The sequence below is a fragment of the Vibrio pomeroyi genome (genome assembly GCA_041879425.1).
Classification (GTDB): Bacteria; Pseudomonadota; Gammaproteobacteria; order Enterobacterales; family Vibrionaceae; genus Vibrio; species Vibrio pomeroyi_A.
The window spans coordinates 278,528-292,747 of record CP090854.1; the positions used below are offsets into that span (position 1 = coordinate 278,528).

At 45.7% G+C, this 14,220-nt stretch carries 13 protein-coding genes; 10 read left to right on the plus strand and 3 right to left on the minus strand.

Going from position 1 to position 14,220, the window contains the following annotated elements; genetic code table 11:
- The first annotated feature begins 2 nt into the window (after positions 1-2).
- Positions 3-980: a protease modulator HflC gene (gene hflC, locus L0992_01335; protein ID XGB67391.1), complete on the plus strand. Its 978-nt coding sequence runs from the start codon at positions 3-5 to the stop codon at positions 978-980.
- A 164-nt stretch (positions 981-1,144) separates the two neighbouring features.
- Here hflC and L0992_01340 read toward each other — a convergent pair whose 3' ends face one another.
- Entirely contained in the window at positions 1,145-1,333 is a 189-nt protein-coding gene (locus tag L0992_01340) for a DUF2065 domain-containing protein (protein XGB67392.1), read from the minus strand.
- Between the two features lie 172 nt (positions 1,334-1,505).
- Here L0992_01340 and L0992_01345 point away from each other — a divergent pair, with 172 nt between their 5' ends.
- Both L0992_01345 and L0992_01350 read left to right on the plus strand, forming a co-directional pair.
- Positions 1,506-2,822: an adenylosuccinate synthase gene (locus L0992_01345; protein XGB67393.1), complete on the plus strand. Its 1,317-nt coding sequence runs from the start codon at positions 1,506-1,508 to the stop codon at positions 2,820-2,822.
- Positions 2,823-3,120: 298 nt separating this feature from the next.
- Positions 3,121-3,756 (plus strand): sel1 repeat family protein, encoded by a 636-nt coding sequence (locus L0992_01350; protein XGB67394.1) that lies wholly within the window; start codon positions 3,121-3,123, stop codon positions 3,754-3,756.
- Between the two features lie 127 nt (positions 3,757-3,883).
- On the opposite strand, the gene L0992_01355 is transcribed toward L0992_01350, so the two are convergent.
- Positions 3,884-5,293, minus strand: a complete 1,410-nt coding sequence (locus tag L0992_01355) for an amidohydrolase (protein ID XGB67395.1) — start codon at positions 5,291-5,293, stop codon at positions 3,884-3,886.
- Positions 5,294-5,541: 248 nt separating this feature from the next.
- Here L0992_01355 and rnr point away from each other — a divergent pair, with 248 nt between their 5' ends.
- The 5 genes from rnr (at position 5,542) to rplI (ending at position 10,470) form a co-directional block, all read left to right on the plus strand.
- Positions 5,542-8,043, plus strand: a complete 2,502-nt coding sequence (gene rnr, locus L0992_01360; GenBank protein XGB67396.1) for a ribonuclease R — start codon at positions 5,542-5,544, stop codon at positions 8,041-8,043.
- 188 nt (positions 8,044-8,231) lie between these two features.
- Entirely contained in the window at positions 8,232-8,972 is a 741-nt protein-coding gene (rlmB, locus tag L0992_01365) for a 23S rRNA (guanosine(2251)-2'-O)-methyltransferase RlmB (GenBank protein XGB67397.1), read from the plus strand.
- 277 nt (positions 8,973-9,249) lie between these two features.
- Entirely contained in the window at positions 9,250-9,639 is a 390-nt protein-coding gene (gene rpsF / locus L0992_01370) for a 30S ribosomal protein S6 (GenBank protein ID XGB67398.1), read from the plus strand.
- Between the two features lie 112 nt (positions 9,640-9,751).
- Entirely contained in the window at positions 9,752-9,979 is a 228-nt protein-coding gene (gene rpsR, locus L0992_01375; protein XGB67399.1) for a 30S ribosomal protein S18, read from the plus strand.
- Between the two features lie 38 nt (positions 9,980-10,017).
- On the plus strand, positions 10,018-10,470 hold the full coding sequence (gene rplI, locus L0992_01380; GenBank protein ID XGB67400.1) for a 50S ribosomal protein L9: 453 nt from the start codon (positions 10,018-10,020) through the stop codon (positions 10,468-10,470).
- A gap of 200 nt (positions 10,471-10,670) precedes the next feature.
- On the opposite strand, the gene L0992_01385 is transcribed toward rplI, so the two are convergent.
- Entirely contained in the window at positions 10,671-11,555 is an 885-nt protein-coding gene (locus L0992_01385) for a DUF481 domain-containing protein (protein ID XGB67401.1), read from the minus strand.
- A 175-nt stretch (positions 11,556-11,730) separates the two neighbouring features.
- On the opposite strand from L0992_01385, the gene L0992_01390 reads away from it, so the two are divergent.
- Both L0992_01390 and alr read left to right on the plus strand, forming a co-directional pair.
- The gene (locus L0992_01390; protein XGB67402.1) at positions 11,731-13,122 is read left to right on the plus strand and encodes a replicative DNA helicase; all 1,392 of its coding nucleotides are present in this window, start codon (positions 11,731-11,733) and stop codon (positions 13,120-13,122) included.
- Between the two features lie 6 nt (positions 13,123-13,128).
- Positions 13,129-14,214 carry an alanine racemase gene (alr, locus tag L0992_01395; protein ID XGB67403.1) on the plus strand — a complete coding sequence of 362 codons (1,086 nt, stop codon included), beginning with the start codon at positions 13,129-13,131 and terminating at the stop codon, positions 14,212-14,214.
- Positions 14,215-14,220: the final 6 nt, after the last annotated feature.

Sequence of the window (14,220 nt, forward strand, 5' to 3'; positions counted from 1 at the left end):
TAATGCGTAAATTAATGATCCCTGTATTAGTTGTGACGATTGCCCTTCTGTTGATGTCACTGTTTGTGATTCAAGAAGGTGAGCGTGGCATGGTAATTCGTTTTGGTCGAGTTCTCGATGACAACGGCGTATCACGAATCTATGAACCAGGCCTGCACTTTAAACTGCCAATGTTTGATCGCGTAAAAGTACTTGATGCTCGTATTCAAACGATGGATGGTCGCTCTGACCGTTTCGTAACATCAGAGAAAAAAGACGTTCTAATTGATACCTACGCAAAATGGCGTATTGCTGATTTTGGACGTTTTTATCTTAGTACCGGTGGCGGTAATATCATGACGGCAGAAGCACTTCTTGAGCGTAAAGTGACAGATGTTCTTCGTTCTGAGATTGGTTCTCGTGAAATTAAGCAGATCGTATCAGGACCTCGTAATAAGGACATCCTGCCAGACTCTGCTGATAGCGAAGTTGTTACAACGGTAGCGGCTGCAGAAGCTCTAGAAGTTGATGGCGAACGCGATAAGATCATGGAAAACGTTCTATCTGGAACGTCAGAAAGTGCGATGGCTGATTTAGGTGTTGAAGTTGTTGATTTCAGAATGAAGAAGATTAACCTTCCTGACGAAATCAGTGAATCTATCTACCGCCGTATGCGTGCAGAACGTGAATCGGTTGCTCGTAGACACCGCTCTCAAGGTCGTGAGAAAGCAGAAGTTATCCGTGCTCAAGCTGAGCTAGAAGTAGCGACTGTTCTTGCTGAAGCTGACCGTACTGCTCGAGTGACTCGTGGTGATGCTGACGCAGAAGCTGCGAAGATCTACTCTGACGCGTACAACAAAGACCCTGAGTTCTTTGGCTTCATGCGTTCACTGCAAGCTTATGAGACATCATTTAGCGATAAGAGCGACATTCTAGTACTGGATCCGAAGACAGACTTCTTCCAATACATGAATCAAGCAAGCGGTGTTCAAGCAAAATAAGCTGATTCGTTAATTGGCAAAGCAAATGCTTAGTTCAAGTAGCGAAACACACTAAAAATTAAAAAGGCTCCCATCATGGGAGCCTTTTTGTTTTCTTGCTGCTGATCATTCACTGTTTTGGAATCTCAGGGGAGTCGATCAACAGCGTTGTGCTTTGAGAAAGCCTAACGGTAAGTCATGAACGCGATAACCGCTCCCGCAACAACAAGGCAGCCTCCGATACGGCGCAGTTGAGTGTCTGGCTGCTCACTGAGTTGAGCGACCATGTTTCTCCAACCATTGGGCGCAATTAAGGGACCAAGCCCTTCGACGATAAGAACAAGCCCAATAGCGAGCCAAATTGATTGAGACATGCTTCTGCCTTTTGTCTGTAAAAACACAATGATATCAGTATCTTTACACATCTTCGTTCGAATATCGCTGGTTTATTTTTGTACAGCATTAACGTTTATGAACAAAAAGTGACTGCAAGAAGTGTGATTCAGTGCTAGAATCCATTTTTAATTAGCAACAGAAATTGGAAAGATGGGAAATAACGTAGTCGTTCTAGGCACCCAATGGGGTGATGAAGGTAAAGGTAAAATCGTTGACCTTTTAACTGAAGATGCAAAATACGTGGTTCGCTACCAAGGCGGTCACAATGCAGGTCACACACTTGTAATTGACGGTGAAAAAACCGTTCTTCACTTAATTCCATCAGGCATCCTACGTAATAACGTTAAATGTGTTATTGGTAACGGTGTAGTATTATCGCCTGACGCACTTCTTAAAGAAATGAAGCCTCTTGAAGATCGCGGTATTCCAGTACGTGAACGTCTTTTCATCTCTGAAGCTTGTCCTCTAATTCTTCCGTACCACATTGCTATCGACAACGCGCGTGAAATCGCTCGTGGCGCTAAAGCTATCGGTACAACAGGTCGTGGTATCGGTCCAGCTTACGAAGATAAAGTTGCTCGTCGCGGTCTACGCGTTGGCGACCTTTTCGATAAAGAAGCATTCGCTGAGAAGCTAAAAGAAGTTATGGAATTCCACAACTTCCAACTAGAGCACTTCTACAAAGCTGAAACAGTAAGCTACGAAGAAGTTCTTGAGCAAGCGATGAGCTACGCAGATATGTTAACTGCGATGGTTATCGACGTAACTGACGAACTAGACGCAGCACGTAAGCGCGGCGACAAGATCATGTTCGAAGGTGCTCAAGGTACGCTACTAGATATCGACCACGGTACTTACCCATACGTAACGTCTTCTAACACGACTGCTGGTGGTGTTGCTGCAGGTTCTGGTTTCGGTCCTCGTCACATCGGTTACATCCTTGGCATTACTAAGGCTTACTGTACTCGTGTTGGTTCAGGTCCATTCCCTACTGAGCTATACGATGGCCTTGAGAAGCAAGACCCAGTTGGTAAGCACCTAGGCGATGTTGGTCACGAGTTTGGCGCAACAACTGGTCGTCTACGTCGTACTGGTTGGTTCGATGCTGTTGCTATGCGTCGTGCAATCCAAATCAACTCTCTATCTGGTATGTGTCTAACTAAACTAGACGTTCTAGATGGCCTAGAAGAACTGAAAATCTGTACTGGTTACAAGATGAAAGACGGTTCTATCCTAGAAGTTTCTCCAATGGCTGCTGAGTCATTCGAAGAAGCGACGCCAATCTACGAAACAATGCCTGGTTGGTCTGAAAACACATTTGGTGCTAAATCTATCGACGCGCTTCCACAAGCTGCTCTAGATTACATCAAGCGTATCGAAGACCTAACTGGCGTTCCAATTGATATCGTATCAACTGGCCCAGATCGTAACGAAACTATCATCAAGGTTCACCCATACGGCGCATAATGCCTGTTGAGTGATTACCACAGCACGTAAAGTGCTTGATAATTAAATCGTTTCTAAAAGCCGACTTTATTAAGTCGGCTTTTTAATACCTGTAATTTAGTATCGAAACAGTAGGTGATGATCTTTTGAACGCCATCTGGCAAAATATTGCCCATTAGCGGCAAGTTTTGTCTAAAGCCGTCAAGGTTATTGCCGATACAGATATCATGGAAAGTGAAGTTCACCCTGTTTTGGTGCGTGTAGACATTGTTTATCGCCCTCAATAGATAACTTTAGCGACAGATAATAGAGTGCAGGTATGAAGCTACGAATTGTAGCAGCTTCATTGATAATGGCGCTGAGCTCACCCTTGAGTCATGCTAATTTGGCTGATGTGGGAGAGCCTGTTCCAATCTATACAGAAGCTGAACTGATAAAATTAATCGAAAATAATCAACACCTAGAGCGAGTGAAAGCTGATAAGTGCCAGTTAGTCGAAGATATCGTTGCTCGTGCAACGCGTATTAGCTTGCCTTCTTATGAGTTTTTATACGGTGATATGCTGGCTTGGGGCGTGTGTGTTCCACAAGATGTAGAGCTTGGTCTTTACTATATGGAAAACGCAGCACATCAAGGTTTACCAGCGGCACTTGAGCAATTAGGACGTTATTATTCTCGTGGCACCTTGGTGCAACAAGACAAAGAGCGCGCGATTCCGTATCTACGTGAAGCGGCATCTATGGGCAATTTAAGTGCGAGTATTCACTTAGCTGAACTGTTGTTGCGCGACTATGGCAGCCCGTTGGATTATGAAGATGCTTACCGTTGGTTATATAACTCGGTAACCGCAGATCAAAGACAGCACAAGCGTATTACTGTGCTTAGAAGTGGTTTAGAACAAAGAATGCCAGACAATATTATTGCTCGAGCAAAACGTCGAGACGTGTTCTGGTAATACGATCAAGAAATCTGTAACGATCCCTGCACTCATTGTTACAGGTTACAAGATATAAAAAGCCCCGCCTAACTGAATTAGTGCGGGGCTTTTTACGTTTAGATGGTCATGTTATTCGATAGCGAACTTATTGAACCACTTCACCTGACTCAATCACAGTATCACGAACGACTTTAGTGAAATCGAGCGCTTCTTGGCGGATCTTGTCTTCGTCTACCGTTAGCATGTCGCGATCTTGCATGATGATCTTGCCATCAACGATCGTGTGACGGACGTTACCAGAGTTCGCGGAATACACTAGCGCTGAATATGGGTTGTACACTGGCACCATGTTCGGCGCTTTAGTGTCGATCACTATGATGTCCGCTAGCTTACCCGTTTCAAGAGAACCGATCTTATCTTCCATATGTAGTGCTTTTGCTGCGCCCATGGTTGCCATGTCGATCACTTTGATCGGCGGCATCGCTGCACGATCTTTGTTTACTAGCTTGTGAACCTTAGCCACTTGGTTGAACTCATCAATCGTGCTTAGAGTGTTACCCGACATTGGGCCATCAGTACCTAAACCGATACGCACGTTCTCGTCATACATCTTAAGTGCTGGCGATACACCTTTTGCCGATTTGATGTTGGCACTCATGTTATGAGCCACACCCATATCCGATTTCTTCACAAGTTCGATGTCATGGTCATCAACAAGGATCATGTGCGCACCAACTAGATTCTTGTTTAGCGCACCGATGCTGTCCATGTATTGAACCGGAGACAAACCATCTGAGCGTTCTGCAATTTTCTCTTCTTCACGATGTGATTCAGCGAGGTGAATCATTACAGGCACATCAAGCTCTAATGACAGCTTAGAAATCTTTTGCAGAATCTCTGTGGTGTTGGTGTAAGGGGCATGCGGCGCAAATGCTGGCGTGATACGTGGGTGATCTTTGTATTCTTCAATGAAGTTCAACGCGTATTTGATGCCTTCTTCCGCATTGGCTGCATCGGCAACTGGGAACTTAATTACGGTTTCACCAAGAATGGCACGCATACCGATTTTATCGACGGTTTTTGCCACTTCGTCTTCGAAGTAGTACATGTCGGCGTAAGTGGTAACACCGCCTTTCACCATTTCAACGTTACCTAAGTTGGCACCAATACGCACCATATCGCGCGATACTAGCTTCTTCTCTAGTGGGAAGATGTAGCGGTGTAGGCGATCTGGCACATCATCGGCCAGTGAGCGGAAAACTGTCATTGATACGTGAGTATGCGTATTGATAAGACCCGGCATCACAATATCGCCATCAACGTCTAACACTTGCTTCGCTTGGTACTGCTTTTCCAATGAAGCATCACCAACGGCAATAATTTTGTTGTCTTTGACGACAACCGTACCGCTCTCATAAACCGTTTTGTCTTGGTTCATGGTGAGAACCATCGCATCGGTAATCATTAGGTCAGCTTTTTCCATTGCAGAACTTGCGAATGGGAACAGCGCTAGGCTCGCCATAGCTGAAGCCAATAGGGTGCGTTTTAATTTCATATCAATACTCAGAACAGGAGTTGGTAAAGTGCGTGGATAATAGTGTATTTCATTCATGGCGCAAACGTTTGTTTTATCGTTTGCTTAAAAATCTGATGATAGTCCGCAGCTATGAAGTGATGTTTCACAAAATGAAGATATGTATCAATCTGAGGTTATTTGAGGGTTTTCTAAAGCATATCTGTAGCTTACCTCTAGCATCAGATATACTAGGGGTATATACCTTCCTTGCTTAAGCAGGCCCGCCTATGTCAAAAAACACACCGATGTCAGAAAACACGACAGCTACAACCAATGTTGACCCTTTTGCCGACCGAGAGTCGAAAAATTACGACAACCCAGTACCAAGCCGAGAGTTCATTCTATCGTTTCTAACGGAAGCGAATATCCCAATGAACCGCAACGATCTATTCGAAGCTCTTGGCCTTGCTGGCGAGGAGCAATATGAAGGGCTGCGTCGTCGTTTACGTGCTATGGAACGTGATGGACAACTGGTCTTTACGCGTCGCCAATGCTACGCACTACCTGAAAAGTTAGAGCTGATTAAAGGCTATGTGATTGGTCATAAAGACGGTCATGGCTGGGTTCGCCCAGATGGCAGCGTGGGTAAGGATAACGATATCTTGCTACCACACCACCAGATGAAAACCATCATGCATGGTGACTATGTATTGGCTCAGCCTACAGACAACAGTAAGCGTGGTCGTCGTGAAGGTCGTTTGGTTCGCGTACTTGAAGAGCGTACTACTCCGTTAGTGGGTCGTTTTTTCCTTGAGTACGGTCACTCTTACGTAGTTGCTGATGATTCACGTATCAGTCATGACATCCTAATCCCAACCGAGCATAAAGGCGGAGCTCGAATGGGTAATGTGGTTGTGATTGAAATTACGGATCGTGGCGGTCGTTCTCGTAACATGATGGGCAAAGTGACTGAAGTTCTTGGTGAGAACATGGCGCCGGGTATGGAAACGCAGATCGCGATCCGTACTCACCAGATCCCACAAGAGTGGCCTGAAGCGGTTGATAAGCAAATCGAAAACCTAGGTGAACATGTTCCTGAAGAAGCAAAAGAAGGCCGTGTTGATCTGCGTAAGCTGCCATTGGTTACCATTGATGGCGAAGACGCGCGTGACTTTGATGATGCCGTTTTCTGTGAAGCGAAGAAAGGCGGAGGCTGGCGCCTTTGGGTGGCGATTGCTGACGTAAGTTACTACGTTCGCCCAGACACTGCGCTAGACAAAGAAGCGATTAACCGTGGTAACTCGGTATACTTCCCATCGCAAGTTGTGCCTATGCTGCCAGAAGTACTTTCTAATGGCCTGTGTTCATTGAACCCGCAAGTAGACCGTTTGTGTATGGTGTGTGAGATGACTATCTCAGACAAAGGTAAGCTATCGGGCTACAAGCACTACGAAGCGGTAATGAACTCTCATGCTCGTCTTACTTACAACAAAGTAGGCGCGATTTTAGATGGCAACGAAGAGCTTCGTGAGCGTTACGTTCAAGAAGTGCCGCATCTAGAAGAGTTGCACAAGATGTACAAAGTGCTGAAGAAGACTCGTGATGAGCGTGGCGCGATTGAGTTCGAAACTGTAGAAACCAAGTTTATCTTTAATGCGGATCGTAAGATTGACCGTATTGAGCCTGTTGTTCGTAACGACGCACACAAGATCATCGAAGAGTGTATGATTCTTGCGAACATCGCGTCGGCGTCTTACGTAGAAAAAGCGAAAGAGCCTGCGCTGTACCGTGTTCACGAAACTCCAGGTGAAGAACGCTTGATGGGCTTCAAGAGCTTCTTGAGTGAATTAGGTTTAACACTGGAAGGTGGTCTGTCACCATCTCCGGTAGACTACGCACAACTGATGCAACAGATTAACGAGCGTGAAGATCGTGAGTTAATCCAAACCATGCTATTGCGTTCAATGAAGCAAGCGGTCTACAACGCCGATAACGCAGGTCACTTTGGTTTAGCTCTTAAGCGCTATGCTCACTTTACCTCGCCGATTCGTCGTTACCCTGACTTGTTATTGCACCGTGCGATTAAGTACCTAATTGCGAAAGAAGGCGGTCGTAACAGCGAACGTTGGACGCCGACGGGTGGTTACCACTACACTTTCGATGATATGGACTTCTACGGCGAGCAGTGTTCTATGACTGAGCGTCGTGCCGATGATGCGACGCGTGAAGTGAACGACTGGCTGAAATGTGAATACATGCAAGACCATGTCGGTGAAGTGATGGATGGCGTGATTGCCAACGTGACTGGCTTCGGTTTCTTTGTGCGTCTAACTGAACTGCACATCGATGGCTTAGTACATATCTCTGCGCTAGCGAACGATTACTACCAATTTGATGCTGTTGGTCAGCGTCTGGTAGGTGAAAGCTCAGGTAACATCTACCGATTGGGTGATTCGGTTAAAGTGAAGGTTTCTGCAGTAAACTTAGAAACTCGCCAAATCGACTTTGATTTAGAAGACACCGATCGTCAGCCACGTGGTAAAGGCAAAACAGCCAAGAAGCGTGCAGCAGAAGCGATGAAAAAGGCGAAAAGCAAGAAGCGCTCAGCGGTGAAGAGCAATAAGCCGGGCGTTTCAGCGAAGCCTTTGGTTGAGCCAACTAAGCGACCAGATGGAAGCAGCGAAGGCCCAGCTAAGAAGAAAAAGTCATCGAACAAAACCGGTGCTGCTAAAGCGCGTGCTAAGAAAAAACGTGCTGCAACCCGTAAGCCAAAGGCTGATAAGTCTTAAGACTGATAAATCTTAAGGTCAATAAGGCGCTGTGCTAAATCAGCTATAGCGCCTCACTCATTTTATATGAGCGTATCTAAATGCGAGAGTATCAGGCGGAAGATGCATACTCTCGAAATAAACAATACAGAGATGAATACGTCGGTTTGATGTCATTCTTCTCTGAGCAATAAGAGTAATTTGAGACAATGAGTAACGAATTTATTTACGGTATTCACGCGGTGAAAGCCGTACTAGAAAAAGATCCAGCACGCTTTATCGAAGCGTATGTACTGAAAGGTCGCCAAGACGAGCGTCTTCTTCCATTGCTGAACCAACTGCAGCAGTTTGGTGTGTCGATTCAACAGATGGGTCGTAAGCCGCTTGATGAAAAATCACAAGGCGCGAATCACCAAGGCATTATCGCTAAGGTGAAACCTGCTAAGCAGCTTAATGAAACTCACCTAGACGACATCCTAGCGCAGCACGAACAACCGTTACTGTTGGTTCTAGATGGTGTAACAGATCCGCACAACCTAGGCGCTTGTCTGCGTAACGCAGATGCGGCGGGTGTTGCTGCGGTTATCGTACCGAAAGACCGTTCTTCGCCTTTAACGGCAACGGTTAGCAAGGTAGCGTGTGGTGCGGCTGAAACGGTTCCTCTAGTACGTGTAACTAACCTTGCTCGTACTATGCGTGCATTGCAAGAACAAGGCGTATGGTTCGTAGGTACAGCCGGCGAAGCAACGCATGATATCTACCAAGCGAAACTAACAGGCCCACTTGCAGTTGTGATGGGAGCCGAAGGTGACGGTATGCGTCGTTTAACTCGTGAAACTTGTGATGATCTGATTAAGATTCCAATGGCAGGTAGCGTATCGAGCTTAAATGTTTCTGTGGCGTCGGGTATTTGCCTGTTCGAAGCGGTAAGACAGCGTTTAGCTCAGTAATGCGTTAACGCTGCTTTAAGTCTATGAATTTATTAGCGCTCACCACTTACTGGTGGGCGTTTCTTTTTAGGCTGTTATAGCAAAATCCATCGGTTTGTCGGATGGCTAGATGGCGACAGAAAAACTGTTTCATTATTCACCAAATAGCGCTTGCCAATACCGGGTTCTTTCTATAACATTTGCCGTCCTTAAAACTCGGTCATTTATCTTTAGTTCCTTGCTTCCTCTGGACGACCGAGCCACTCGTGGAAGCTAATAATCCGTAAGGAGCAACCAAATGCGTCATTACGAAATCGTATTCATGGTTCACCCTGATCAAAGCGAGCAAGTTGCTGGCATGATCGAGCGTTACACTGGTTCTATCACTGAAGCTGGCGGTACTATCCACCGTCTAGAAGACTGGGGTCGTCGTCAAATGGCTTACCCAATCAACAAGCTTCACAAAGCTCACTACGTTCTTATGAACGTTGAAGCTGGTCAAGAAGTGATTGACGAGCTAGAAACTGCTTTCCGTTTCAACGATGCAGTTCTACGTAACATGATCATGCGCACTAAAGGCGCTGTGACTGAGCAATCTATTATGCTTAAGCAAAAAGAAGAGCGTGCAGAGCGTGCTCCTCGTCGTGAAGAGCGTACAGAAGCTAAACCAGAAGCAGCTGCTGAGTAATTCTTTTTTGGCTTAATGCCTTAAAAAATTCTCAACTTGTTTTAGGTCGTTGATAGTTATTTCGATAATTGTGAAAGACCGCTTTACTAAATTTAAGATCAGGAGATAGCCCATGGCTCGTTTCTTCCGTCGTCGTAAATTCTGCCGTTTCACTGCAGAAGGCGTACAAGAGATTGACTACAAAGACGTAGCAACTCTTAAAAACTACATCACTGAAGCTGGTAAAATCGTACCTAGCCGTATCACTGGTACAAGCGCTAAGTACCAGCGTCAACTAGCTCGCGCTATCAAGCGTTCTCGTTACCTAGCTCTACTACCGTACACTGACAAGCATCAGTAATCGGTAATAGTTAATAATAGTTTAAGAGGACTAAGATAATGCAAGTTATTCTACTTGATAAGATCGGTAACCTAGGTGGCCTTGGCGACCAAGTAAACGTTAAATCTGGTTACGCTCGTAACTTCCTTATCCCACAGGGTAAAGCAGTTATGGCAACTAAAGACAACGTTGCTATGTTCGAAACTCGTCGTGCTGAACTAGAAGCTAAAGTTGCTGAGCAACTAGCTGCTGCAGAAGCTCGTGCAGAGAGCGTTAACACTCTAGAAGGCGTTTCAATCGCTTCTAAAGCTGGTGACGAAGGTAAACTATTCGGTTCTATCGGTACTCGTGACATCGCTGACGCTATTACAGCGGCAGGTGTTGCAGTAGCTAAGAGCGAAGTACGCCTACCTGAAGGCGCTCTACGTAACATCGGCGAATTCGAAGTAAGCATCCAACTTCACTCTGAAGTTTTTGCTACTGCGAAAATCGCTATCGTTGCAGCTGAGTAATTTCAGTACCAAGACGAATTCTTTCTTTATGAAAGTTTTAAACACCAGCTTCGGCTGGTGTTTTTTTATGTCTGGAATATAGGAAATATAAGGGAGAGTTACAGTAAGCAAAAAGCTTACGGTGATCCATAAGCTCTTATTGCTGATTAGACATTGCCGTAAGAATGGAGTTTCTCTTAAGGTTAGAGTTAGTCTTAACGTTAGAATTGGAAGAGCAGGTTAATAGACAGTACAGAGTCTTCTTTGCTTAACCCTTCAGGTACCTTATCGTGGTACTGGCGAGAGTGAGCGATCTTAAGTGCGATATTGTCAGTAATATCGTTGATGGCCTCGAGTTCGGTATCAAACTTTAGGTTACTGTGGCCGGACACTAGCGTCACATCCGCTTTTAGCTGCAGGTTCTTCAACACCTGCCAAGACGTATTCACGTTGCCACGGAAAATTGCTTCTTCAACAATCTCGGGGAAGATGATGTCATCGTCGTCTAGCTCATCGAGATTCGGCTCTTGGTAACGAAAACCCGGGCCCACTTCTACTTCCAGTACAAACTCTTCGGTATTCGAAAACTGGTAACCCAGACCACTAGAAACGGTGTAGTCCTTAAAGTAGGCGCTGTATCGAGAGTCGACACCTTTAAAGCTGCCGTAAAGATAGGTTTTAGGGCTTAACTTGTAGTCACTCTGAGCTGAGTAAGTCGATTGCCTTTTATCTTCTTCGCCATCTTTGTAGAGGTTGTAGTATTTCCATTCGCCACTGGTTCTGTGACGGCCAGCCGTGTACTCACCGTTTAGGCGTGCATTCAACGAACGTGAATCAGAATTACCAGTATGCGACTGATATCCAAATTCGACTTCCGTTTTTAGTGGGCTTGGCAGTTCTGTGTCACTCGTATCACTTGGTGCGATATCCATATCTTTTTCTTCAGGTGTCGGTGCAACGACGATCGGCTCAGCAGTAGGCTCTGGTACTACTATAGAGTCGAGGATTGCATCAACAGAGCCTTTAGCATCATCAGCGAAGGCCATCGGAGTGCTCAGGAGACCAGTGCTTAGAAGACCAGTGCTCAGAGCCAATAATTTGGACACGCATACCTCAGTTATACAGTGAATGAATGGAAGGATCGTAATGCTACCCTTGGTTAATTCCGTCAGCAATAAGTAAATTCTTCCTGAAGAATAAAACAAACTCATAGGATCGGATTACAAATGAGTGTTCTTGGGTATAATGAACGATCATTATTAGTTATTGAGTGTAGTCATAGTGGATACCAAAAGTCAGAAATCAGCCAACGATCAGGTGGACGCCATCAAGGTCCCGCCACATTCATTAGAAGCTGAGCAATCTGTGATTGGCGGTTTGTTATTGGATAACGAACGCTGGGATACGGTTGCTGAAAAGGTTGTGGCCAAAGACTTTTATAGTCGTCCTCACCGTCTGATCTTTGAAGCGGTAAAAGATATCCTTGAAGAAAGCTCTCCTCTGGATCTTATTACACTCTCTGAACACTTAGAGCTGCGCGAGCAACTAGAAGAAGTAGGGGGCTTTGCTTACCTTGCTGACCTAGCGAAAAACACACCAAGTGCCGCAAACATCAATGCGTATGCTGATATCGTGGCGCAACGTGCACTCGTTCGTAGTCTGATTGGGGTTGCGAATGAGATTGCGGATTCTGGTTATGACCCTCAAGGTCGTACATCGGAAGAACTTGTTGATCTGGCTGAAAGTAAAGTCTTCGCGATTGCTGAAGGCCGCGCAAGTGAAAACGAAGGTCCACAAAACGTTGATAGCATTCTAGAGAAGACACTAGAACGTATCGAGATCCTATACAAAACGCCACAAGATGGTGTGACAGGTGTCGATACGGGTTTCAACGACCTCAATAAAAAGACTGCTGGCCTACAAGGTTCTGACTTAATCATTGTCGCTGCGCGTCCATCGATGGGTAAAACGACCTTCGCGATGAACTTATGTGAAAACGCGGCGATGAAGCAAGATAAGCCAGTATTAATCTTCTCGCTAGAGATGCCAGCTGAACAGCTGATGATGCGTATGCTTGCGTCACTTTCTCGCGTAGACCAAACCAAGATTCGTACCGGTCAGTTAGACGATGAAGATTGGGCTCGTATCTCATCGAGTATGGGTATTCTGATGGATAAGAAGAATATGTATATCGATGATAGCTCGGGTCTAACGCCAACCGAAGTACGTTCTCGTGCTCGACGTATTGCTCGTGAACACGATGGTATCTCTATGATCATGATAGATTACCTTCAATTGATGCGTGTTCCTTCATTATCAGATAACCGTACTCTTGAAATCGCCGAGATCTCTCGTTCATTGAAGGCGTTGGCGAAAGAACTGAACGTTCCGGTTGTCGCACTTTCTCAGCTTAACCGTTCCCTAGAGCAACGTGCTGATAAGCGCCCAGTAAACTCGGATTTGCGTGAATCAGGTTCGATCGAGCAAGATGCCGATTTGATCATGTTTATCTATCGTGATGAGGTTTATAACCCAGATAGTTCACTAAAGGGCATTGCTGAGATCATCCTTGGTAAGCAGCGTAACGGTCCTATCGGTTCAGTTCGTCTGACATTCCAAGGTCAACACTCCCGATTTGATAACTATGCAGGTCCTGCATTTGATGATGAGTAATCGTTAATGACGTATATGAAAGCAGCGACGGCAAGCATTGATCTTAGTGCGTTGGAACATAACCTTCGCCAAATAAAGTCTAAGGCTCCGCAATGTAAAGTCATGTCGGTTGTGAAAGCGAATGGCTATGGACACGGCTTACTGCATATTGCTAAGCACTCGAAAAACTCAGATGCGTTTGGTGTTGCTCGTATTGAAGAAGCCTTACAGCTGCGTGCCGGTGGTATTGTTCAACCTGTTCTATTGCTTGAGGGTTTTTACTCGTCAGGTGATTTACCGATATTGGTGACCAACAACATCCAAACCGTGGTGCATTGCGAAGAGCAGCTTAGCGCTCTAGAAAACTCGGTTCTTGAATCACCCGTTGTGGTGTGGCTGAAAGTTGATAGCGGCATGCATCGCTTGGGTGTTCGCTCTGAACAATATCAAGATTTCGTTGAGCGCCTGCATCAGTGCCCTAACGTGGCTAAGCCTTTGCGCTACATGAGCCACTTTGGTTGTGCTGATGAGTTAGACAAAGCAACCACAGAGCAGCAGACTGAATTATTCCTATCTCTGACCGAAGGCTGTGAAGGTGAGCGCTCTCTTGCGAACTCTGCAGGTTTACTTGCTTGGCCTGATAGTCATTTAGATTGGGTTCGTCCTGGGATCATTTCTTACGGCGTGTCACCTTTCGTAGATAAATCCGCTCAAGAGCTTGGCTTTTTACCTGTGATGACTCTGACTTCTCACCTAATTGCAGTACGCGATTTGAAAGCCGGTGAAAGCGTGGGTTATGGCGGTAACTGGACCAGTGAACGTGATACCAAGGTTGGTGTAATCGCAATTGGTTATGGCGATGGTTACCCTCGCACTGCACCTAACGGCACGCCAGTGTTCGTCAACGGTAGAAAGGTGCCAATCGCAGGTCGAGTCTCTATGGATATGTTAACGGTTGACCTGGGCCCTGATGCGATCGATCAAGTGGGTGATGAAGCGACGCTATGGGGTAAAGACTTACCTTCAGAAGAAGTGGCGGAACATATTGGCACTATCGCTTATGAGTTGGTCACTAAGCTGACTTCTCGTGTTGCGATGGAGTATGTGAAGTAGCTATGG

Bases quoted from the DNA above. Each gene is read 5' to 3' on its own strand.
- hflC (XGB67391.1), top strand. From the start codon at position 3: ATGCGTAAATTAATGATCCCTGTATTAGTTGTGACGATTGCCCTTCTG.
- L0992_01340 (XGB67392.1), bottom strand. From the start codon at position 1,333: ATGTCTCAATCAATTTGGCTCGCTATTGGGCTTGTTCTTATCGTCGAA.
- L0992_01345 (XGB67393.1), top strand. From the start codon at position 1,506: ATGGGAAATAACGTAGTCGTTCTAGGCACCCAATGGGGTGATGAAGGT.
- L0992_01350 (XGB67394.1), top strand. From the start codon at position 3,121: ATGAAGCTACGAATTGTAGCAGCTTCATTGATAATGGCGCTGAGCTCA.
- L0992_01355 (XGB67395.1), bottom strand. From the start codon at position 5,293: ATGAAATTAAAACGCACCCTATTGGCTTCAGCTATGGCGAGCCTAGCG.
- rnr (XGB67396.1), top strand. From the start codon at position 5,542: ATGTCAAAAAACACACCGATGTCAGAAAACACGACAGCTACAACCAAT.
- rlmB (XGB67397.1), top strand. From the start codon at position 8,232: ATGAGTAACGAATTTATTTACGGTATTCACGCGGTGAAAGCCGTACTA.
- rpsF (XGB67398.1), top strand. From the start codon at position 9,250: ATGCGTCATTACGAAATCGTATTCATGGTTCACCCTGATCAAAGCGAG.
- rpsR (XGB67399.1), top strand. From the start codon at position 9,752: ATGGCTCGTTTCTTCCGTCGTCGTAAATTCTGCCGTTTCACTGCAGAA.
- rplI (XGB67400.1), top strand. From the start codon at position 10,018: ATGCAAGTTATTCTACTTGATAAGATCGGTAACCTAGGTGGCCTTGGC.
- alr (XGB67403.1), top strand. From the start codon at position 13,129: ATGACGTATATGAAAGCAGCGACGGCAAGCATTGATCTTAGTGCGTTG.